General features: G+C 46.1%; 19 protein-coding genes, 1 tRNA gene, 1 other RNA gene and 1 pseudogene. 10 read left to right on the top strand and 12 right to left on the bottom strand.

Going from position 1 to position 21,234, the window contains the following annotated elements; genetic code table 11:
• Positions 1-41 precede the first annotated feature (41 nt).
• From ICN49_RS08075 to ICN49_RS08060, 4 genes are read right to left on the bottom strand one after another with little or no spacing between them, the layout of a single operon-like run.
• On the bottom strand, positions 42-731 hold the full coding sequence (locus tag ICN49_RS08075) for a nicotinate-nucleotide adenylyltransferase (protein WP_216167352.1): 690 nt from the start codon (positions 729-731) through the stop codon (positions 42-44).
• Between the two features lies 1 nt (position 732).
• Complete coding sequence (gene hemF / locus ICN49_RS08070; RefSeq protein WP_216167390.1) at positions 733-1,644, bottom strand: oxygen-dependent coproporphyrinogen oxidase; 912 nt, start codon at positions 1,642-1,644, stop codon at positions 733-735.
• 41 nt (positions 1,645-1,685) lie between these two features.
• Positions 1,686-2,963: a phosphoribosylamine--glycine ligase gene (gene purD / locus ICN49_RS08065; protein WP_216167350.1), complete on the bottom strand. Its 1,278-nt coding sequence runs from the start codon at positions 2,961-2,963 to the stop codon at positions 1,686-1,688.
• 53 nt (positions 2,964-3,016) lie between these two features.
• On the bottom strand, positions 3,017-3,736 hold the full coding sequence (locus ICN49_RS08060) for a YebC/PmpR family DNA-binding transcriptional regulator (protein ID WP_216167348.1): 720 nt from the start codon (positions 3,734-3,736) through the stop codon (positions 3,017-3,019).
• Positions 3,737-3,878: 142 nt separating this feature from the next.
• Between ICN49_RS08060 and ICN49_RS08055 the strand changes: the two genes are divergently transcribed.
• Positions 3,879-3,963, top strand: a tRNA-Leu gene (locus ICN49_RS08055).
• A gap of 42 nt (positions 3,964-4,005) precedes the next feature.
• Here ICN49_RS08055 and ICN49_RS08050 read toward each other — a convergent pair.
• From ICN49_RS08050 to lptF, 3 genes are all read right to left on the bottom strand, one after another.
• Positions 4,006-4,947 carry a CysB family HTH-type transcriptional regulator gene (locus tag ICN49_RS08050; protein ID WP_216167347.1) on the bottom strand — a complete coding sequence of 314 codons (942 nt, stop codon included), beginning with the start codon at positions 4,945-4,947 and terminating at the stop codon, positions 4,006-4,008.
• A gap of 64 nt (positions 4,948-5,011) precedes the next feature.
• Positions 5,012-6,166: an LPS export ABC transporter permease LptG gene (gene lptG / locus ICN49_RS08045; RefSeq protein WP_216167345.1), complete on the bottom strand. Its 1,155-nt coding sequence runs from the start codon at positions 6,164-6,166 to the stop codon at positions 5,012-5,014.
• Positions 6,163-7,278, bottom strand: coding sequence for an LPS export ABC transporter permease LptF (gene lptF, locus ICN49_RS08040; protein WP_216167343.1), 1,116 nt, complete (start codon positions 7,276-7,278; stop codon positions 6,163-6,165). Before lptF ends, lptG begins: the two co-directional genes overlap by 4 nt.
• Positions 7,279-7,426: 148 nt before the next feature.
• On the opposite strand from lptF, the gene ICN49_RS08035 reads away from it, so the two are divergent.
• The 9 genes from ICN49_RS08035 to ICN49_RS07995 all read left to right on the top strand — a co-directional run bounded on the left by ICN49_RS08035 (position 7,427) and on the right by ICN49_RS07995 (position 17,328).
• Positions 7,427-9,031, top strand: coding sequence for a leucyl aminopeptidase (locus tag ICN49_RS08035; protein WP_439650860.1), 1,605 nt, complete (start codon positions 7,427-7,429; stop codon positions 9,029-9,031).
• A 15-nt stretch (positions 9,032-9,046) separates the two neighbouring features.
• A complete protein-coding gene (locus ICN49_RS08030; RefSeq protein WP_216167340.1) occupies positions 9,047-9,511 on the top strand; it encodes a DNA polymerase III subunit chi in 465 nt (154 codons plus the stop codon).
• Positions 9,512-9,517: 6 nt separating this feature from the next.
• Positions 9,518-10,306, top strand: coding sequence for a prolipoprotein diacylglyceryl transferase (lgt, locus tag ICN49_RS08025; RefSeq protein WP_216167338.1), 789 nt, complete (start codon positions 9,518-9,520; stop codon positions 10,304-10,306).
• Positions 10,307-10,362: 56 nt separating this feature from the next.
• Positions 10,363-11,271, top strand: a complete 909-nt coding sequence (locus tag ICN49_RS08020) for a LysR family transcriptional regulator (RefSeq protein ID WP_216167336.1) — start codon at positions 10,363-10,365, stop codon at positions 11,269-11,271.
• A gap of 132 nt (positions 11,272-11,403) precedes the next feature.
• Positions 11,404-12,714, top strand: coding sequence for a malonyl-CoA decarboxylase (locus ICN49_RS08015; RefSeq protein ID WP_255535465.1), 1,311 nt, complete (start codon positions 11,404-11,406; stop codon positions 12,712-12,714).
• A gap of 147 nt (positions 12,715-12,861) precedes the next feature.
• Entirely contained in the window at positions 12,862-13,896 is a 1,035-nt protein-coding gene (gene dctP, locus ICN49_RS08010; RefSeq protein ID WP_216167335.1) for a TRAP transporter substrate-binding protein DctP, read from the top strand.
• 1 nt (position 13,897) lies between these two features.
• Positions 13,898-14,416: a TRAP transporter small permease gene (locus ICN49_RS08005; RefSeq protein ID WP_255535464.1), complete on the top strand. Its 519-nt coding sequence runs from the start codon at positions 13,898-13,900 to the stop codon at positions 14,414-14,416.
• A 2-nt stretch (positions 14,417-14,418) separates the two neighbouring features.
• Positions 14,419-15,774 carry a TRAP transporter large permease gene (locus tag ICN49_RS08000; RefSeq protein WP_216167332.1) on the top strand — a complete coding sequence of 452 codons (1,356 nt, stop codon included), beginning with the start codon at positions 14,419-14,421 and terminating at the stop codon, positions 15,772-15,774.
• A gap of 30 nt (positions 15,775-15,804) precedes the next feature.
• A complete protein-coding gene (locus ICN49_RS07995; RefSeq protein ID WP_216167330.1) occupies positions 15,805-17,328 on the top strand; it encodes a malonate--CoA ligase in 1,524 nt (507 codons plus the stop codon).
• Here ICN49_RS07995 and ICN49_RS07990 read toward each other — a convergent pair.
• From ICN49_RS07990 to ICN49_RS07970, 5 genes and pseudogenes are all read right to left on the bottom strand, one after another.
• Positions 17,325-18,143: a sulfite exporter TauE/SafE family protein gene (locus tag ICN49_RS07990; protein ID WP_216167328.1), complete on the bottom strand. Its 819-nt coding sequence runs from the start codon at positions 18,141-18,143 to the stop codon at positions 17,325-17,327. The two genes, ICN49_RS07995 and ICN49_RS07990, sit on opposite strands and share 4 nt — an antisense overlap.
• Positions 18,144-18,362: non-coding RNA, 6S RNA (gene ssrS / locus ICN49_RS07985), on the bottom strand.
• A gap of 84 nt (positions 18,363-18,446) precedes the next feature.
• A pseudogene (locus ICN49_RS11730) lies at positions 18,447-18,686 on the bottom strand (cell division protein ZapA); the annotation flags it as partial.
• Positions 18,667-18,948, bottom strand: a complete 282-nt coding sequence (locus ICN49_RS07975; protein WP_216167326.1) for a hypothetical protein — start codon at positions 18,946-18,948, stop codon at positions 18,667-18,669. The gene ICN49_RS07975 and the pseudogene ICN49_RS11730, both read right to left, overlap by 20 nt.
• A gap of 123 nt (positions 18,949-19,071) precedes the next feature.
• Positions 19,072-21,174 carry a TonB-dependent receptor gene (locus ICN49_RS07970; protein WP_216167325.1) on the bottom strand — a complete coding sequence of 701 codons (2,103 nt, stop codon included), beginning with the start codon at positions 21,172-21,174 and terminating at the stop codon, positions 19,072-19,074.
• Positions 21,175-21,234 lie beyond the last annotated feature (60 nt).

Raw genomic sequence — 21,234 nt, 5'->3', positions numbered from 1 at the left:
TCTGTAATAGGTCTAATGAGTATGGGGTGATCTTAGCTTGATTACTTGTACAAGCCCAGATTTGTGATGATTTCTAAAGCGTGTGAAGGGATTTGCTCTGGCCCAAGGGAGTTCCCGGAGGGGGTTCTGAGACGATTTCGTAGTTCCGTAGAGGATAAGTCAACTGCTAAGCTCTTATCTAGGTATATGTGGCCGGATGGGCTAATTTCAATAGCATCAGTCTCTAGAGTTTGGTGTTTAGCGAGTAAAGCATCTATTTCTGGACGCATTTCGGTTTCAAGTGCACATTTTGGTCTGCTGGCAACCGCAAAATGAACATGATTGAGTAAATCTCTCCACGAGTTCCAGCTTGGTACCGACATAAAGGAGTCGGCTCCCATGAGCCAAATGAGGCTCGCTGTGGGACCATAACGATCCCTTAAGGCTTTGATGGTGTCAATGGCATAACTGGGGCCAGCACGATCTACTTCCAAACGATCCACCCCAATCTGGGTTGAAATCTTTAGGTATAAAAATGCCCTAGCCAAATCGATTGCAGCTGCTTCGGTTAACTGGAGGCGGGTTTCTGCTCGAGTGATGTGGGTGGCTTTTTGCCAAGGCTCGCCACTTGGAATGAGTAGCAATTCATCCAAGTTAAATAGCTTTGCAAAGTGCGTAGCAAGTTTGAGGTGCCCAAGATGTGGCGGATCAAAAGTGCCGCCTAGGATGCCGATTTTTTTTGGAGCATTCAAGTTAAGCCAACCAGTCGCGAGGCTTAAGGTAGTAATCGTAAAGCTTTGCCTCTGGGGTATTGGGCTCTGGATGCCAGTTATAACGCCATTGCACAACGGGCGGCATCGACATCAAGATTGATTCAGTACGTCCGCCAGAGTGCAGGCCGAAGATGGTGCCGCGATCGAAGATGAGGTTGTATTCAACATAACGTCCACGGCGATATTCTTGGAAAGACTTTTCTTCTGCGGTGAAGGGATCGTTTTGACGACGCTGGGCAATCGGCAGGTAAGCGTTAATGAAAGCGTCACCAATTGCGCGCGTCATTGCAAAGCTTTTTTCAAAACCCAGTTCATTGAAGTCATCAAAGAATACGCCACCAATACCACGGGGCTCTTCACGATGCTTTAAGTAGAAGTATTCATCGCACCATTTTTTAAAGCGGGGATAGAGATCGTCACCGAAAGGATCTAACGCATCCTTGGCAGTCTGATGAAAGTGTTTACAGTCCTCATCAACCCCGTAGTAAGGGGTTAAGTCAAAACCACCTCCAAACCACCACACCGGCTCTTTACCAGGCGCTTGTGCAATAAAGCAGCGCACATTCATATGCGTAGTTGGGATCTTGGGATTATTGGGATGAAAGACCAGCGAGACGCCTATGGCCTCAAAACTACGTCCAGCCAGTTCTGGGCGATGATGGGACGCTGATGGAGGCATTTGATCGCCACGAACATGCGAGAAACCAACCCCACCTTTTTCAAGAATATTGCCGCCATCCAAAATACAGGTGCGACCATAACCCTTGAGTTTGCTATCTTCTGGCTTTTGCCATTCATCGGCGATGAAGGCTTTGCCATCGAGCGCACTCATCGCTGCAGTGATGCGATCTTGCAAACCCCAAAAGTAATCTTTTAAGGTTTGGATATTTATCTGAGTTTGTGCGCTATCGGACAATTGTGTTCTATCAATCTTTATTTAATTGCGCGGTAACCAATATCTTTGCGATATTGCATGCCATCAAATTGAATTTGAGAAATAGCGTCATACGCCTTTTGCTGGGCGCCACGAACTGTGTCAGCCAAGCCAACCACGCACATCACGCGACCACCTGAAGTCAGTAGTTTGCCCTCTTGCAGTTTGGTCCCCGCATGAAAGCTCAGTTGATCTTCGGTATCAGCTGGAATGCCAGTAATTACATCACCGTTACGCGGGGTCTCTGGGTAGTTATATGCTGCGAGCACTACCCCTAAGGCGGTGCGGCGATCCCACTCAAGCTCGACTTCATTGAGTTTGCCGTCCACTGCCATATCCAATGCATGAACTAAGTCACTGCGTAAACGCGCCATGATCGGCTGTGTTTCTGGATCACCCATGCGGCAATTAAATTCTAAAGTTTTGATTTTTCCATCAGGGGAAATCATCAAGCCTGCGTAGAGGAAGCCGGTATACGGTAGGCCATCAGCCTCCATGCCTTTTACTGTCGGCATGATCACTTCACGTAAAGCGCGTGCATGAATTTCAGGGGTGACTACGGGGGCGGGGGAGTACGCACCCATACCGCCGGTGTTAGGGCCTTGATCGGCATCGAGTAAACGCTTATGGTCTTGGCTGGTTGCTAAGGCAAGAACATTTTTACCATCTACTAAAACAATAAAGCTAGCCTCTTCTCCGGTCAGGAATTCTTCAATGACGACACGAGCACCGGCATTACCCAGTTTATTGTCCGCCAGCATCATATCGACTGCTGCGTGAGCTTCTTCAAGACTCATGGCAACTACAACGCCTTTGCCAGCAGCCAAGCCATCAGCCTTGATCACAATAGGAGCACCTTTAGCATCAATGTAGGCGTGCGCCTCTAATGCATTTGAAAAGGTTTGGTAATCCGCAGTTGGAATGCCATGTCGTTTCATAAAGGCTTTAGAGAAATCTTTTGAAGACTCTAATTGAGCCGCAAGTTGGGTCGGCCCAAAAATTCGCAAACCATTTGCGCGGAACACATCGACGATGCCAGCTGCCAGCGGAGCTTCGGGGCCAACCACTGTTAAGTGAATCTTTTCACGTTTTGCAAACTCTGCAAGATCTTGCAGGTCTGAGATGGGAAGATTTTGAATGCCTGCTGTAGTCTGCTTAGCCGTGGCAGTACCGCCATTGCCTGGCGCAACAAAGACTGTTTGCACTTGAGGCGATTGCGCCAATTTCCAGGCCAGCGCATGTTCGCGACCACCGGATCCAATTAAGAGAATTTTCATAGCAAGCTAATAGTTATGTTGATGAATGGGTTTCAAATCAGAATGCCGCTGAATTAGAAAGCTGCATTCGTGAAAACTTCTTGTACGTCATCTAGATTCTCAAGAGCGTCCAATAATTTCTGCATGCTTTCAGCTTGATCGCCCTCAAGTGAAATTTCTGTTTCGGGGCGCATGGCTACGGTAGCTAACTCGGCTTTGAGGCCAGCTTTGGAAAGCGCATCTTGTACTTTTGAAAAATCAGGTACAGGCGATAGCACTTCAAGTGAGCCATCATCATGGGTGATGACGTCTTCTGCACCAGCATCTAAGGCAACCTCCATTAATTGATCTTCACTAGTACCAGGGGCAAATAGCATTTGGCCGCAGTGCTTGAATAAGAAGGCAACAGAACCTTCGGTACCCATATTGCCACCATTTTTAGTAAATGCGTGGCGCACTTCAGCAACTGTTCTAGTGCGGTTATCTGTGAGGCAGTCAACAATCACAGCAGCCCCATTAAAGCCATAACCTTCATAACGAATCTCTTCGTAGTTCACACCCTCAAGTGAACCAGTGCCGCGCTGAATCGCCCTTTGCACATTGTCATTGGGCATATTGGAGTCTTTAGCCTTATCAATCGCTAAACGTAAGCGGGGGTTCGTCGCAATGTCGCCGCCACCTAATTTGGCTGCGACAGTAATTTCTTTAATGAGTTTGGTCCAAATCTTGCCGCGCTTTTCGTCTTGACGACCTTTGCGGTGCTGAATATTGGCCCATTTTGAGTGGCCGGCCATACGGGTAAGTCCTTTTGCAGAATTTGGCTAGAGACGCCTATTTTAAGGGGTACTGAGCTAAAGGATGGCAGTCCATACTCTTTTTTTGTTACACTCTCACCTCTTAGCTGTACGTAATGCAGTTTTTCCACTGCAAACACCTGCCTCGGTGATGGAATTGGTAGACGTGCCGGACTCAAAATCCGGTGCCGCAAGGCGTGGCGGTTCGAGTCCGCCCCGAGGCACCACTCAATTTGGCTTTCTGCCCTTGAGTTTTCTGAAATGAATTCCTAGATTTCGTAAGTATCCGATTCGCTGGACATTGCCTGCTCGACAATTTTACGTGTGAGTGTCGGTGAGAACAGTTCTATAAAGGTGTAAACAAAAGACCGGAGATAGGCACCTTGTTTCACGCCAAGATGGGTCACGTTATTACCAAACAAATGGCCAACAGGAATCACCTTGAGATTGCGATCGCGATCAGGGTCGTATGCTAGTCCTGCAACAATCCCAACTCCCATACCAGTTTCAACATAGGTTTTAATCACATCAGCATCGATGGCTTCCAAAATAATGTCTGGAGTTAAATTGCGCTGCGCAAAGGCGGCATCAATTTTGCTGCGTCCTGCAAATGCTTTGTCATAAGTGATAAGGGGGTACTTTGCTAGCTCTTCTAAGCTGATGGCTGCTTGGTTAAGTAATGGATGACTGAGGGGCACCATGACAACGTGTTGCCATTGGTATCCGGGTAGTGCGAGCACACCTGCTGTATTGGCAATACCTTCAGTTGCAATGGCAATGTCCGCACGATCATGGGTGAGTAGCTCAGCAATTTGACCTGGACTACCCTGTTGTATGCTGACGCGCACCTTAGGAAAGCGCTTGGTAAATTCCGTAAGTACTTTAGGTAAGGCATAGCGAGCCTGCGTATGGGTTGTTGCAATGACAAAGTTTCCTTGATCTTGACTAGCAAAATCTTTACCAACGCGTCTGAGTGTTTCCACTTCATCCAAAATGCGCTCAATCGAAATGAGGATGCGCTTGCCAGGCTCGGTTAAGGAGCGAATACGCTTACCGTGCCGACGAAAAATCTCAACACCCAACTCATCCTCTAATTCGATGATGGCCTTAGAAACGCCTGGCTGGGAGGTGAATAGAGCCTTGGCGGCGCTGGTGAGGTTGAAGTTCTGTCTCACTGCTTCACGTACAAAGCGAAATTGGTGCAGGTTCATATTGGATTCCGTCCTTATATATCTTCCAAGATATAGGAATCAAATTCTAAATGAATTTTAGGTATTAGGCCTTAGAAACCCAGCGAAGGCCTGCAATAGCCAGCAGGAAGTAAAGCAGAGGGGGAGTTAGTGCGGTGAGCAGGGTGGGCCATGAGCCCAGTAGACCCACATTCGAGAATAGGGAGTTAAAGAGTTGGAAGGTCATGCCAAGCATGATTCCACCAAATACTTTGATGCCGACACTACCTGCGCGTACTTTGAGATATGCAAAAGGGAGGGCTAAGGTGAGCATCACAAAAATAGTGAATGGATAAATGACCTTCTTCCAGAAGGCGATTGAGTGTCTCTGCGTGTCTTGTTTATTGTCTTGAAGGTGGTTAATGAATTGTCCCAAACTAAAGATAGACATCTTTTCAGGACTCACCAGTAAGACGCTCAAAATTTGGGGTGTGACTTCAGACTCCAAGCTAAGAACTGGGTGGGTGAAAGTTTGTGCTGAATATACGGGATTGAGGGGGTCAGTTTGTTTAGTTTCTTTGAAGCGTGTTTCAGTGACATCATCCAAAACCCACACGCCCGTATGATCAAAACGACCGGATGCCGCACTACGAATCGATAGCAACCGGTACGCATCATCAAATTCGTACATGCGAATATTTTTAATTTCATTGTCTTTTTCAATCTTGCCGACGTTGACATAGCGAACACCTGGTCTGATTGGTCCGCTACCATCTTGATCGCGCAGGCGGTCTTTAACCCAAATCCCGGTTCTAAATTGCGATTCGTAAGCTGATCCCAAGGCTTTCATCCTGACTTGATCTGAGACTGATTCAGCATAAGGACCAAGCCATTCACTCATGATGAGTGTCAGAATAATTAAGGGCAGAGAGATTTTGGCAAGTGTGGTGAGTCCGCGTTTTACATCTAAGCCAGCGATACGCAAAATCGTAAATTCAGATTGACTAGCGAGCATGGCAAATACATAGATACTGCCAATTAACCCAGCAATGGGAATAATTTCTGAGATGCGGCTTGGTGCTTTCAGTAGGACATGTAATAAGGCAAGCGGCAGGGTGTATTGCCCATTGACCGAGCCTAACTCGCTCAGAATATCGAAGAATAAAAATAGGGCTACAAGCGCAAATAAGATAAAGCCAAAGGCAGCATAAATTTGCTTGGCTAAATAACGCTCATAGATGTAAGGAAAGAAAATCTTCATTTGCTAGAGAACGACGCGGGTAATTGGCGTCGCCACCACTTTAGGGAGGGGTTAATACGATTACGAATCAATGCGACTGCAATCAGAATCGCAAGGAGATGAATGGGCCAGGCGGCAATGAAGACATTCATCTTTCCCTGTGAGACAAAATTTTGAGCCAGGTTGATTAGGTTGCTGTAGATCAAATAAATGAGCACCGCATAGAACATGGCCGTGTAATTTCCCAGTCTTGGGTTGACATAAGCCAATGGGATGGCGATCAGCACTAGACCAAGGGCCATCAATGGGAGGCCGATACGCCAGAGAAGCTCTGCTTGACTAGGGTTGACAAAGGCGGGGTTAGGCTCATTTATCAACTCACGAATTGTTTTCTCGCGATCTCGCGGAGGAGGCGCCAATGCTTCTTTACTGTGAATTTTGGTTGCGTATTCATCAAATTCCAAAATCCGAAAATCTGGTTGGGTAGGCTGCCCTTCATAGCGTCGACCATGATTGAGCACAATCGATTTTTCTCCTCCCTCAGAATTTTGAATAAAACCTGTAGAGGCCACGGCGATATTGAGATGCCCATTTTTGGAGTCGGCGACAAAGATATTTTTTATCTCACTTTTATCAACGTCCAACTCTTCAATAAAAAAGACCCGCTCTGCTTTTGCTGATTCTTTAAATTGACCAGCCGTCACCATTGAGACATCATCGCGCTGCTGAAAGCGTTGGCTAATGAGTGTGGATTCACGATTGGCCCAAGGCCAGACAAAGAGCGCTAGCAGCGTAATGATGATGATGAGGGGTGTTGCAAAGCGAAGAATAGGGTTGATGAGGTTGGTAATGCTCAGGCCGCTAGCAAACCAGACAATCATTTCTGAATCTTTGTACCAGCGTACCAGCACAATTAGAACAGCTACGAATAGAGACACCGTTAACAGTACTGCCATATAACCAAGGGTTGCTAGCGTGATTAGCACTAAGGCGTCTTTAGGGTTGACACTGCCATTGGCTGCAAACCCCAGAATGCGAATCACTAAAGTGGTGATCATGATCGTTACCAAGACCAAGAAGACGCCACCAGTCGTAAAACTGAGTTCGCGGCGAAGGGCTTGTTTAAAGATCATGGGTGCTTAGGCTGGTTTTGCTGATTTTGGCTATGTTGTGGGTATTGGGTATGTTGCTTGGGGAGCTTATCCTTATGTCGGAGGATAATGGATAAACATCAATTAACCCCCTTGAATCGATTTAAAAATACCGCAATTAATTATGACCATTCAATTTAGCACCAAGATTTTCTCGCAGGCAGACCTCCGTAGCTCAAAACTGCTTAAATCTAGCCTGAGCACTCTGCTCAGTCAAAACACTGATTGCCTAGTTTTGGCTTATGCCAAGACGGATTTAGATGATTTTTCAGGCGGCAAGGCAGCGAAGGTAAAGTCAGGTCTATTGTCTGAGTTAGATCGCTTGCTTGGTGGGTCTATAACGCATGCCAATGTAGTCGGTGATTTAGATCATCAGCAGGCATCCACCTGCATCTTGAGGGCCGAGAAATCCTGGGCTGCCAGCGGCGTTAAGGCCAAGCGCGTCTTATTGGTCGGCTTGGGCGACCTTAGTTTGGCCAACGCCTGTAACTTACATGCTTACTCAAAAATTGCTAAAGCCGCATTAAAAAACCTCAGCGGTGGATCGATTCAGAATGCCATTTGGTTTACTCCCAGTTTTTCTTTGGGGCATCAGGCGGATTTTCTTGCAGAAGAAGTGCGCCTCACCATTCAATATGCTGGCGATCAGGCTTACCGTTTTGGCATTCGCCAACCTGCTATGAAATTTAAAGCGAAAGATAAGGCTGATCCATTTACGCAGCTCACTTTTGCAGGCAATGAAGCTTGCGCCAAGGATTTGAAGGCGGCCGTAGCTGAGGGTATGGCGATTGTTGAAGGCATGAATCTTGCAAAAGATCTCGGTAATTTGCCGCCGAATATTTGCACGCCAACTTACCTTGGTAAAGCCGCGCAGGGCTTGACCAAAAAAGCCGGCCTCAAGGTTGAGGTATTAGGTCTCAAGCAAATTCAAGCTTTGGGCATGGGTTCTTTCTTGTCGGTTGCCAAGGGCTCTGACACCCCGCCACAATTTATCGTGATGCGCCATCAAGGCGGCAAAGCTGGTGAAGCCCCAATTGTTCTAGTGGGCAAAGGCATTACTTTTGATACTGGCGGAATCTCTTTAAAGCCAGGCGAAGCGATGGACGAGATGAAGTACGACATGTGTGGCGCTGCCTCTGTCATTGGCACCATGTATGCAACAGCGTTAATGAAGTTAAAAAAGAATGTGATCGGCATTGTTCCTACATGTGAAAACATGCCGTCTGGCGCAGCAACTCGTCCTGGCGATATTGTGAAGAGTATGTCTGGTCAAACTATTGAGATTCTGAATACCGATGCTGAAGGGCGTTTAATTTTGTGTGACGCTTTAACGTATGTTGAGCGTTTTAAACCTCAGGCAGTCATTGATGTGGCGACCTTGACGGGTGCATGTGTCATCGCTTTAGGGCATGTGCATAGCGGCCTATTCTCAGAAGATGAGGGCTTGGTTAATGCCTTGACTAAAGCCGGTAAAGCCTCGCTGGATACGGTTTGGCGCTTACCTTTGGATGCCGCCTATCACGAGCAATTGAAATCGAACTTTGCCGATGTGGCCAATATTGGTGGACGTCCAGCTGGCAGCGTTACTGCGGCCTGCTTCTTGTCACGCTTTACCGAAAAATATAAATGGGCCCACTTAGATATCGCAGGTACCGCATGGAAAAGTGGCGCCGCTAAAGGATCTACCGGTCGTCCAGTTCCGCTGCTTGTGAATTACTTGCTAGAGCAGAAATAAGTAAGGCGATAGGGAATGGCACGAATTGATTTTCATAGCAATGTAGCTGACAAGCTCGAATATGCTTGTCGCTTAACTCGCAAGATCTGGAGTGCAACACCGGCCGGGCAGCCTGTCAGAAATATTGTGATGGTAGGCGAGTCTGCTGATCTGAAAAAACTCGATGAGTTGCTTTGGACATTCAGTGCAAGTGATTTTTTACCACATTGCTTTATTGATGATGAAGCTGCAGTAGAAACTCCCATAGTGTTGGCCGATGACTTTGCTTCTCCGGCGTTAGCTAGCATTCCTCATGCAGATGTGATGATCCATTTAGGAATGCATATGCCTAAAGATGTATCAGCCTTGACTGCTCGTTTTCCGCGTATTGTCGAAGTGGTAACAGTCAATGATGCAGAGCGTTTAGCTGGGCGCGAGCGTTTTAAGGCCTATCGGGATTTGGGGCACGAACTACACAACTTTGATCAATCCAAGTCTTAAAGATCTATGTTGATACACCCTCAGTTTGATCCTGCCGCCATTCGTATTGGATCCTTTGTGATTCATTGGTATGGCTTGATGTATCTCATGGCCTTCGCACAATTTCTGTTGCTTGGGCGTATGCGGATTCGGACGCCCCAATATCAAACCCTGGGCTGGACTTATAAAGATCTTGAAGATTTGTTGTTTGCGGGTGTACTAGGTGTAGTGCTCGGTGGGCGTATCGGCTACACCTTGTTTTATATGCCTGGCTACTACCTTTTCCACCCTTTGGATATTCTGAAGATCTGGGAAGGTGGCATGTCCTTTCATGGTGGGTTGTTAGGCGTGTTACTTGCATTGCTATGGTTCGCCCACAAACATAAGACGCACTTTTTTGTCGTGAGCGACTTGGTTGCGCCACTCGTGCCGTTTGGTTTGGCATTCGGCCGCTTAGGTAATTTTATTAATGGTGAGTTGTGGGGTCGCCCGACAGATTTACCTTGGGCAATGGTGTTCCCACTGGTAGACGCTTTGCCACGCCATCCTTCCCAGATTTACCAACTCCTAGGTGAGGGCATCCTACTGGGCATCGTGCTCTGGATATATGCCAGCAAGCCACGTCAAGTTGGTCAAGTCTCGGGACTCTTTTTGCTGGGTTATGGTGTTTGTCGTTTTCTGGCTGAATTTGCTAGGGAGCCAGATGCCTTCTTGGGTCTGGTAGGCCTAGGCTTATCCATGGGGCAGTGGCTCTCACTACCAATGATTGTCTTTGGTTTGTATTTATTGCTTCCAATTAAAAGATCAACGAAGTAATGTATCTCGTATTGATCAAACTTAGACCGCCTTTTTAGTCCAAACACTATCCTCTAATGCCTAATGAAGAAGTCACTCTTCGTAAATTAGAAATTCTTTGCTCGTTTATACGCACGGGAAATCTTGCTAAAACTGCCGAGGAGTTGGGCCTCAGTTCTGTGAGTGTTCATAAAGCATTACATTCTTTGGAAGTTGGTATTGGTTGCCTCTTATTTGTTAGAGATGGGCGCGCTTTAAAACCCCTACCTGCGGCCACCTATTTAGCGGAGACTTCGTTTGACATCTTGAATGAAGTTGGTCGGATGATCAAAAAGACTAGATCAAAAGCAGGTATTGAAGTGGGGCAAATTCGCTTGGGTGCCATGTACTCTTTGACATCAAACATTATTCCTAAGCTGATCATGAGAACCAAAATTCGCAGATCTGATTTAGACATCGATTTATTTTTGGGCTCAAATGAAGATCTCATGAGTAAGTTATTGTCAGGAAATATTGATGCTACGGTGATTGCCATACCAAGCGCCAATCTTCCCGAGGGGATTCAGGTAGTCCCTTTGTTTGAGGATCGCTTGTACCTAGCCTCATCTAAAAAAAATAAGCCCAAGCAGTCATCAATAGATCTTGCGGACTATCGAAATGAAGAATTTTTAACCTTGCAAGATGGTTTTGCAACCACATCTGGTTTTTATGATGTATTTAAATTGGCTGGTTTTGAGCCAAAAGTTGTCATGAAGGTTGGCGATATTTTTTCCCTCATGAATATGGTGGCTGGGGATATGGGAAGAACTCTTTTGCCGGGCAGGGTGAGGGATTTAATGGGGGATGCGATTGAATTTACACCCCTGAATGCCAAATATGAGGTGATTCAGCGCATTGCCTTAATGTATCTTCAGGCTAACGAATCAAATCCTAATATCCTCGCTCTTGCTGCTGAGGCCCGCATGTTGCATCGCAATAATAAATAATACTTCTTTTTATTGGTATAAATTAATTAGCTTAAAGTTAATGAATATTCATTTTTATGAATTGATTGAACTACGCGTACCCGATACATTTTAATTACCGTATTTAAATTGTCGTCGTACTCTTATTGAGAAATGAACATGCTGGAAAAGCTAGCAAAAGCCCGTAACTTGTCTAAAGCAAATAATGCTGTCAAGCGCTTGATTTCTGAGCGAGGCGAGTCCAATGCAGTGAGTATGGCTGACGATGTAGTGAATAACTATCGCAAGTTGGGCAAAGATCAGCATGTCCAATTTTTTACTTTTCTATTTGAGAAATTCAATCCTGACGCTGATGCAGTCATGAAGGCTGCGCAAAATTATGCTGCCGAAGCAAATGCCCGCAATTACGTTCGCCTGCAGCGTATTGTTGAAGCCCCAAGACAAGAATTATTTCGTCGTCTTAATCGCGCGAGTGAAGGTACTGCTGCGGTAGTACAGATGCGTCGTGATCTTCTCCAGGTTTTAGATAAGAAACCTGAACTTACCGCAGTAGATTTTGATATGCGTCATCTTCTGTCGTCTTGGTTTAACCCGGGCTTCTTGAAAATGCATCGCGTTGATTGGAAGTCGCCCGCCGAAGTGCTTGAAAAACTGATCAAGCACGAGGCGGTCCACGCTATTGATGGCTGGGATGATTTGCGTCGCCGCTTACAGCCAGACCGCCGTTGCTTTGCATTCTTTCACCCGCAATTACCGAATGAGCCCCTGATTTTCGTTGAGGTGGCCTTGTTGCCTGAGATTCCTTCTGTAATTACCCCTTTGGTTGATAAGAAGGCTGACACAGTTGATCAGGTAAATCAATTCAAGGTAGCCGCTTTCTATTCCATTAGTAACTGCGAGCCAGGTTTGCGTGGTGTTTCGATGGGTAACTTTTTAATTAAGCGCGTTGCCGAGCAACTGAAGGCAGAGTTCCCAGGTTTAAAAACATTTGTGACGCTCTCACCTATTCCAGGATTTATAGATTGGGTTTCAGCTGGTGCTGGTTTTAGTGATGCCGTCTCGGCAGAGCGCTTCAAGCCAGCCTTGAGGGCTGCGCGTGATCAAGCCTTGACCCAATTGAATTTAGACGCTAAGTCTTGGAGTGAGCGCTTGAGCGCTGGTTGGCATCCTGATGAGGCATCCCAAAAAGAAAAAGATGCTTTGCTTTGTTTGGTCAGCATGTATTTAGGTTTGGGCTCAGCGGCACGCGAAGGAAACCCAGTGGCAAAGTTTCATTTGGGCAATGGTGCAAAGCTGCATCAGATCAATTGGGCGGGAGATCTTTCTCGCAAAGGATTGCGTCAATCTGCCGGCTTAATGGTGAATTATCTTTACGATTTGGGTAATGTTGAAGAGAACCATGAACGCTTTGCCAACGGAGAAATTGTGTATTCCAAGGCGGTAGGGCGCCTAATGCAGCCTTAAAAACGAAATTTAAGCGGGGAGACGCTCCTAAGGGATGGTTTAGTGGCAATCCCTTAGAATATGACATAAATAAGTCGGGTAATTTAAAACTGACAATGTCTAAGTAGTTGAGTTTATAAAAACAAATATTTAATCAGGAGATTAAAAATGACCGATTCAAAAGATATCAGCCAATTGCGCCGTCAAATCCTATTGGGCGCTGCTGGAGCATCTCTTGCTGGCTACAACTTACCTACTTGGGCTCAAGACAGCAGTAAAAGCCTAAAAATATCCCATCAATTTCCGAGTGGCACAGACTTTCGTGATCGTTTATGTAAGAAGTTCGCAGATGAAGTTACAAAAAGAACTAAAGGTGCATTGAAGTTTGATGTGTACCCCCAGTCTTCCCTCATGAAGACCAATGCGCAATTTAGTGCTTTACGTAAAGGCGCACTTGATTTGAGTTTCTATCCAATGCCCTACGCTGGCGGTGAAGTTGTAGAAGCCAATATTGGCTTGATGCCAGCGTTGGTAACAAGTTATGAGCAGGGCGCCCGCTGGAAGAACGCTGAAGTGGGTAAAATTTTGAATAAGGTCATGGAGTCCAAAGGCATCGTGATCGTCAGTTGGGTATGGCAAGCAGGTGGCGTAGCTACACGCTCAGGTCCGATTGTTGTTCCGGATGACATTAAGGGCGTTAAGGTGCGTGGTGGTAGTCGTGAGTTTGATGCCATGCTCAAAGCTGCTGGCGGATCAGTGATGACATCCATTCCTTCGAATGAAATCTATCAAGCAGTTCAGACAGGTTCATTAGAGGCAGCCTATACCTCCTCTGCTAGCTTGATGTCATTCAAGTTGGCTGAGTTAACGAAGAACTTCACCTCCGCTAAAAATAAATCTTACTGGTATATGTTGGAGCCCCTCATGATGTCAAAAATGGTGTTTGATGCTTTGCCAGCAAATCAGCGTGACATCATTATGGCGGTGGGTACTGATATGGAAAAATTTGGCACAGAGCAAGCTAAGTTAGATGATATTGATGCAGCGATTGCCTTTGCTAAGGCTGGCAACAAAGTATTTGAAATGGACATGTCTGTAGTGGATAAGTGGAAAGCGGTTGCTAAGCCTTCAGCTTGGAAAGAGTTTTCAGAGCGTAATGAAACTTGTGCTGCCATGATGCACTCGGCAGAGAAGATTTCATAAAATGATGGCCCTTCTAAACGCTGCCGATAAATTGATGTCGGCGCTCAATAAATGCCTGGTTCTTCTTGGGTCTATCGCGCTGATGGCAGCAGCGTTAATTCTGAGTTACAGCGTGATGTCACGAGGTTTATTTCATGCGGCTAATGACTGGCAAGATGAGGCCGCCTTGTTTTGCTTAGTGGGCGTTACTTTCATGTGCAGTTCTTATGTGCAAGAAAAACGCGGCCATATTGGCATTTCGGCAATCGAAGGTTTGCTTCCTCATCCTGTGAATCGTGTGAGGGTAGTTGCGATTGATATCATCTCTTGCCTCTTTTTCGCTTTCTTTGCGACAAAGACATGGGATTTACTCGTGGAAGCATGGGTGGATGGGCAGGTAACTAATTCCACTTGGGCCCCTTCATTATGGGTTCCATATTCCATGATGTTTATTGGAATGGTCTTGTTGACCATTCAATTATTTCTGCAGATTTTTATCAGAAAGCAAGTAGCCTCTGATGTAGTTAGAGGAGGTCATTAAGCATGTCTATATTAACTATCGGTCTTTTGTTTGCGGCAGTGACTTTGCTGATTATGTTCTCGGGCATTTCCATTGCTTTTGCTTTGGGAATCGTTGCAATCATTTTTATGTACTTCTTTATGCCAGCATCTTCACTAGATACTGTGGCGCAGAACGTATATGAAGAGATGTCCAGCATTACCTTAATGTCTATTCCATTATTTATTCTGAAGGGTGCGGCGATTGGTCGTTCGCGTGCTGGTAAAGATTTATACGATGCTTTGCATGTATGGATGGGTAAGGTTCCTGGCGGTTTGGGCGTTGCCAACGTTTTTGCCTGTGCCTTATTTGCGGCAATGGCCGGTTCTAGCCCGGCAACATGTTCAGCAATTGGTAGTGCTGGTATTCCAGAAATGCGTAAGCGTGGTTATTCACCTGGGTTTGCAGCGGGGATTATTGCTGCCGGTGGAACGCTGGGTATTTTGTTGCCACCGTCTATTACGATGATTTTGTACTCAGTTGCCGCAGAACAATCATTGGGTAGATTGTTTCTAGCTGCGATTGGCCCTGGAATCATGCTGGTCGTTTTCTTCTCGGCTTACACCATTTATCGCTTCCGTAAAGAGTATGCAAGTGCCTATGAAGCTTATAGCGTGAATGCAGTTCCAAATCCTATTTTGGATCGCCAGAACTACACTATGCAGCAAAAGATGAGCTCCTTACCAAGGGTGTTGCCATTCTTAGTGCTGTTGATTGGTGTGATGGTTGCGCTCTACGGCGGATATGCAACTCCCGCCGAAACAGCTGGCTTAGGCGCTGTATTTGCCTTCCTATTGATTGCAGTGATTTACAAGATGTGGCGCTTTAAGGATTTGTATCCGCTTTTAGACGTCACCATTCGTGAATCGGCGATGTTGATGTTCATTATTGGCATGTCACTGCTCTTTGCGAATGTGATGAGTTACCTGCACTTGAGTCAAACAGCCGCCCAAGCGATCGTTGATTTAGGCACTTCGCGTTGGGTCTTGTTAGCCGCTATCTTGCTGATGGTGATTGTGTTGGGCTTCTTCCTGCCACCTGTGTCCATTATTTTGATGACATCCCCTATCTTCTTGCCGCCTTTGCGTGCTGCAGGATTTGACCTGATTTGGTTTGGCGTAGTAATGACCATTGTGATGGAGACTGGTTTGATTCATCCGCCTGTCGGCCTTAATATTTTTGTGATTAAAAATATTGCTCCCGATATCACTTTGCGTGAAATCATTTGGGGTGTTATGCCTTTTGTTGTCATCATGCTTCTATCGGTGGTTTTGCTGTGCGTGTTCCCTGATATTGCTACTGGCTTACCAAATTGGGTGATGGGTACACCTCTAGTTTAAGAAAATCCCAAGAACACAAGGAAAGTTGTCATGAATTTGTATTCACTATTGGAAAAAGGTTTTCCAAAAGATAAAAAAGCCTGCGCAATTGAAACGCAGGATGGTTTGCTCTACTCCTGGAGTGATGTAGAGCGGGCTACGGCCATGATGGCCAATCTGTTGAAGAATTTAAAGCTTCCAAAAGGTTCGCGCATTGCAGTTCAGGTGGAGAAATCCCCTGAGGCCTTGTTTTTATATCTCGCCACCATTCGTGCTGGCTATGTATACCTTCCTCTGAATACTGCTTATCAAGCCGCAGAGATGCAGTATTTCATTGAGAATGCTGAGCCTGCTTTGGTGGTTTGTAGCAGCAAGAATTTCGCCTGGGTATCGAAGGTGGCATTCAAAGCTGGCACAAAACATGTACTTACCTTAGATGAAAACCGTACCGGCAGCTTGTTGGAGCGCTCTTCAGTGCAGAGCGATAAGTTCAAAACTGTCGCTACAAAAGATGGTGATCTTGCTGCGATTCTGTACACCTCTGGCACCACTGGTCGTAGTAAGGGTGCGATGTTGACCCATAAGAACTTGGGTAGCAATGCGCAAGTCTTGCAAAAATTCTGGGGTTGGAAAAAAGGCGATGTCTTACTGCATGCTTTGCCTATCTTCCACGTTCATGGCTTATTTGTGGCAGCACATGGCGCCTTAATCAATGGCAGCAAAATGATTTGGTTGCCACGTTTAGATACAGCGCAACTTATTCACCGCATGCCGAACTCGACTGTGATGATGGGTGTGCCTACTTTCTATGTCCGCCTGCTGGCTGATAAAGGCTTCACGAAAACAGTGGCGCGCAATATGCGTTTGTTTGTCTCAGGCTCAGCACCATTGCTTACTGAAACATTTAATACCTTCAAGGAGGTGATTGGCCAGCCAATTCTGGAGCGCTATGGCATGAGCGAGACGGTCATGTTGGTTTCTAATCCATACAAAGGTAGCCGCGTCGGCGGCTCAGTTGGCCTGCCATTACCCGGCGTGAAAGTACGCGTCATAGGTGATGACAACAAGCTTTGTGGTGTTAATGAGATTGGCAACATTCAAGTCAAGGGCCCTAATGTATTTCCGGGCTACTGGCGTATGCCGGAGAAGACCGCTGAAGAATTTACTAAAGACGGTTGGTTCAAAACGGGCGACGTCGGTCGTTGGGGTGGTGAGGCTAACGGTGGCAAAGCGCCCAAAGAATATCTCTGTATCGTAGGTCGCAGCAAGGATCTCATTATTTCTGGTGGCTATAACGTTTATCCAAAAGAAATCGAGAGCTTTATCGATGATATGGATGGCGTAGAGGAGAGCGCAGTGATCGGTATTCCACATCCTGATTTTGGCGAGGCAGTCATGGCGGTAGTAGTGCCTAAAGCTGGCGCTAAATTAGATTCTCAAGCGATGATTGCTACTTTGAAAACGCAAATTGCGAATTTCAAAATACCAAAACGCTTAGAAATTGTTGCTGACTTACCGCGTAATGCGATGGGCAAAGTGCAAAAAAATATTTTGCGTCAGCAATATACCGTTTAAAAACCGAATGCCTTGCGGCTTTCATTAAACATGAAGGCTGCAAGGAAAAACAACATGATGCCGAAGACGCGTTTGAGTTGGGCGACATCCAGTTTTCTGGCTAATCTAGCACCAAAGGGTGCGGTAAAAATACTCACCACCACAATACAAGCCACGGCCGGTAGATAAACAAAGCCCATAGAGCCTGCAGGTAAGTTTGGGTTTCCCCAGCTGCCATACATATAGCCAAGTGTTGCTGCTGCTGCGATTGGGAACCCCAAGCCAGAGGAGCTTGCCATAGCAACGTGAGGCTTTACATTGCACCAAAGCATAAAAGGCACGGTGATGAAGGCGCCGCCGGCGCCAACAAGGCTGGCTAGGACTCCCGCAAATGCACCAAATGAAAAGAGACCGGCCGGACCAGGCAAATCTCTACCCGGGGCAGGTTTCTTATTGATCAGCATCTGAATCGAGGTGTACACAATAAAGACTGCAAAGCAAAGTGAGAGCCAGGAAGTCTTGAGAGCCTCAAAGAGTTCGCTACCACCTATCAGTCCGCCGACCACCATGCCTGGACTTAAAGCGGCCACTAATTTCCAGTCGATGGAGCTATGTTTGTGATGAGCCCAGATGGCGGATGATGTTGTAAACAGAATGGTTGCCATGCCTGTGGCAATAGCCATGTGAACGATGACATCTTGACTAAATCCTAGATGATTAAAAACCAAAATCATGAAGGGCACCAAGATCATGCCGCCGCCAATACCAAGGAGTCCCGCTAGAAAGCCAGAGATGCTCCCACACAACATCAATAGTGCGATATCGCTTAGTGACATGAATTCCCCGCCTTAGCCGCTAGGCCGTCATCCTGAACCCTAAGGTTCAAGGTGGAACGGCTACTTTGCTTCGGGTGCATTAAGAAGTTCAGGGAGTAAACAGCTCGAAGCTGCCACTGTGAAGTTTCGAAACGCTCACGCCCACAATGTAAAGATCGTTCCGGATGCTTGCGCATCGGTTCAAGGAACTATTGGCCTTGGCGTACCAGGCAGGGAAAGGGTTTGCATCAAAGTATCTACTTGGTCTTCTAAAGATTTAATTTCCGCTTGAAGGCGAATCATATCTTCGGAGTTTGTTCCGGAAGTAGTGCCTTGCGCATTGGTTTCTGGAACAGCATTTTTTAAAGTAATGAGATCACCAGCAATTTTGAGGGCCGCCATCATGCTGGCACGTTCAATGCTACGGTTACCGCCATTAATTGCCAACTGAATTTGTTCATCCACTAATGTGCAAGCAGCACGAAGTAAGGGCTCGTGTTCAGCGCTGGTTGCGAGCGCTATTTTTTGACCGGCAAGAGTTACCTCAATGCGTAGTTGGCTCATTGTCGTCCTCTGAGTTTGTTGGGGGAGTTGCCTCACCAAGTAAATTCAATTGGCGTCCATCACTCTGCTCTGGCAGCCTACTCAAAATATGTTGAATCCGTTTTTGGGCATCTTCGATCTTGCCCTCAAGTTGAGTGCGATTCTGGTTGAGGTTTTTTACTGCCTCAGCAATCAGTTGCAACTTATCAGCCACGCGCTGAACTATCGCCGACAGATCGTCAACCGATATATCGCTGGGGGAAGAGGGGGTTTGCTCGCTCATACTGGCATTGTAGCCTTAGGAAAACCAAGAGGTAGTCCCAATTATTGAGATGCTGATTTTTGAGGGAAAACCAGCATCATTCGCCCTGTTTTTTGGAACTCAAGCTGGGGTAATCAGGGGTCATTAGTTGAAGTTGTATTTAGCGCTAATGTAAATGGATCGAGGGTCATTGGGGTAGTAATAGTAATTGTTTGCGTTATTGCCATTGGGCCCCGTTACATAACCATACCCCCCATACGTTGAATATTGAGAATTTCCAACGTTTTTAACGGTCACGCGAGTCTCCCAATTGCCCAATTTGTAATTGGCATAAATATCTGCAACGGTGTAAGAGGACATGACCGCCAAGGAGCTGTAATAAGTTGGGGTGGCATCATAATGCTGGCTTCCCACATAATTGATTACCCCGCCGAATGACAAATTACTTGTAAGCGTATAGGTTGCCCTGGCATTGAGCAATAGGTTTGGTACTTGAGCTATTGATTGGTTTTGGTATGGTCCACTAGCGTAAGTCGCATGCTGCACAGTCCCACCAACGCCAGCTGACAATTGCGAAGTGAGCGCTGAAAGCACATTAAAAATTGCTCCATTTCTATTAATGTCATATGGAGAATTAGAGTTAATAAAAGTTGCAGGGTTATACAAAATCTCATTTTGGGAAACCGAAGTAAAAATAGATGCCGTTAAGTTACTTTTAAGAACTTGCCAATTTCCACCAATCTCATAGGTTTGTGCAGTTTGAGGTTTAAGAATTCCACCAAAGGCTTGACCACCGTTTGTTGACCACCCCCAAAACTCATCAACATTGGGAAAGCGATAGGACTGATTCCATTTGACGTAAACACGTTGCCCCTCAAGGTATTTAAAATTGATCGCCACATCCCCGGCATTTGCAGAGTAGGTTTTACTATCGCTACTTGCGCCGCTCCAAATACTAATACCATTGGTAGTGGCGCTTTGTGTTTGATACCGATAACCTCCATTCAGTTCAATACCTTTTGTAACTGGAACCCTTTCGATGAAATAAATGGATTGGTTATAGAGGCTGGCATATGCTTCACTCTGAAGCGGATTAACTGCCGCATATTGCGCTTGCCCCGCTTGATTCATTACAGAGCTAAAGGTGCCATTCGACGACTGACTGGCCTTATTAAATTCGTAGCCCAATATGCTGGTGCCGAATGAGTCAAAATCACCTTTAATGCGCGGGCTAAAGTTGGCCTGCCATCCTTGGTACTTTGTGAATGATGGGCTAATCGCTGGGTCTGAGCCCACTCCCGATGCATCAGTGGAGTAATAAGGCTGAGTAAAGAAGGTATTTTTATTGCTATAAAAACCGTCTATCTCTAAATTAAATATGCTGCTTAATTCTTTGGCGACTCCCGCACGAACGCCTGTGTTGTAGACGCCTGTACCAGATCCAATATTGTTGAATTTTGCAGACTGAGGATTTCCTTGTCCAACCTGACCTACTACCCCACCTGGGTTTTGTTGGTTTGAATAGCTATAAAACGCATCAGCATAAACATTATCCCTTCCGCCTAAAGCTTGAGTCACTTTTGCATCAAATGCATAGGCATTGGCGGCAGAGTTTTGCCTCCAACCATTCGTATTGGAAGTGTTAGCGCTAAGTTGAACCGTGGTTTGGTCAATGGTATTTCTAAAAATTGCATTGTTGACTAGGGTATTAAAACTGCCGTAGCTTGTAGACACTTGATTGAGATTTTTTTTACCACCATTGGTGATGATGTTAATCACGCCACCTATGGCGCCGTTACCGTATTGAACGCTGGCACCGCCATGAAGGATTTCAATGCGATTAATTGAGTCTAGCGGAATGGATTCCCATGACACTGAAGATGAATCAATGGGATTGATTCTTTGCCCATCCACCAGAATCAGCGTTGTGTTATTAGCTGTTGGACCGTAGCCACCCATATCAATGGTGGCCCCAAGATTGAGTTGGCCGCCGGTGGTATTTCTGACATTCAAGCCGCCTATTTGGGACAAAATATCAGGAATATTTGTAGAGCTTGACTCGGCGATTTCATCGCGGGTGATAACTTGCACGTTTGCAGGAACCTCGTTGAGGTTCTCTTCAAAACGTGAGCCCGAAACAATGACTGTTGATTGTGAACTTTGGGCTAATGCATTTGAAATGGATCCAAAAATGACTGCGCCACAAAGAAGGGCGCTTAATGCTTTGTTGCTGAACTGCTGTTTCATGATGCACTTTCTGCCTTCGAAACACCTAGCTAACTTCCCCGTAAGCTGGGTCGAACAGAA

The organism is Polynucleobacter finlandensis (assembly GCF_018881755.1).
Classification (GTDB): Bacteria; Pseudomonadota; Gammaproteobacteria; order Burkholderiales; family Burkholderiaceae; genus Polynucleobacter; species Polynucleobacter finlandensis.
This window is presented reverse-complemented; position numbering and strand designations above follow the sequence as displayed.

Excerpts from the sequence above, each read along its gene's own strand:
- lptF (WP_216167343.1), bottom strand. The coding sequence starts at position 7,278 with ATGATCTTTAAACAAGCCCTTCGCCGCGAACTCAGTTTTACGACTGGT.
- lgt (WP_216167338.1), top strand. The coding sequence starts at position 9,518 with ATGTTGATACACCCTCAGTTTGATCCTGCCGCCATTCGTATTGGATCC.
- ICN49_RS08060 (WP_216167348.1), bottom strand. The coding sequence starts at position 3,736 with ATGGCCGGCCACTCAAAATGGGCCAATATTCAGCACCGCAAAGGTCGT.
- ICN49_RS07970 (WP_216167325.1), bottom strand. The coding sequence starts at position 21,174 with ATGAAACAGCAGTTCAGCAACAAAGCATTAAGCGCCCTTCTTTGTGGC.
- ICN49_RS08005 (WP_255535464.1), top strand. The coding sequence starts at position 13,898 with ATGATGGCCCTTCTAAACGCTGCCGATAAATTGATGTCGGCGCTCAAT.
- dctP (WP_216167335.1), top strand. The coding sequence starts at position 12,862 with ATGACCGATTCAAAAGATATCAGCCAATTGCGCCGTCAAATCCTATTG.
- ICN49_RS07990 (WP_216167328.1), bottom strand. The coding sequence starts at position 18,143 with ATGTCACTAAGCGATATCGCACTATTGATGTTGTGTGGGAGCATCTCT.
- ICN49_RS08050 (WP_216167347.1), bottom strand. The coding sequence starts at position 4,947 with ATGAACCTGCACCAATTTCGCTTTGTACGTGAAGCAGTGAGACAGAAC.
- ICN49_RS08020 (WP_216167336.1), top strand. The coding sequence starts at position 10,363 with ATGCCTAATGAAGAAGTCACTCTTCGTAAATTAGAAATTCTTTGCTCG.
- lptG (WP_216167345.1), bottom strand. The coding sequence starts at position 6,166 with ATGAAGATTTTCTTTCCTTACATCTATGAGCGTTATTTAGCCAAGCAA.
- ICN49_RS08000 (WP_216167332.1), top strand. The coding sequence starts at position 14,419 with ATGTCTATATTAACTATCGGTCTTTTGTTTGCGGCAGTGACTTTGCTG.
- ICN49_RS08015 (WP_255535465.1), top strand. The coding sequence starts at position 11,404 with ATGAACATGCTGGAAAAGCTAGCAAAAGCCCGTAACTTGTCTAAAGCA.
- purD (WP_216167350.1), bottom strand. The coding sequence starts at position 2,963 with ATGAAAATTCTCTTAATTGGATCCGGTGGTCGCGAACATGCGCTGGCC.
- ICN49_RS07975 (WP_216167326.1), bottom strand. The coding sequence starts at position 18,948 with ATGAGCGAGCAAACCCCCTCTTCCCCCAGCGATATATCGGTTGACGAT.
- ICN49_RS07995 (WP_216167330.1), top strand. The coding sequence starts at position 15,805 with ATGAATTTGTATTCACTATTGGAAAAAGGTTTTCCAAAAGATAAAAAA.
- ICN49_RS08030 (WP_216167340.1), top strand. The coding sequence starts at position 9,047 with ATGGCACGAATTGATTTTCATAGCAATGTAGCTGACAAGCTCGAATAT.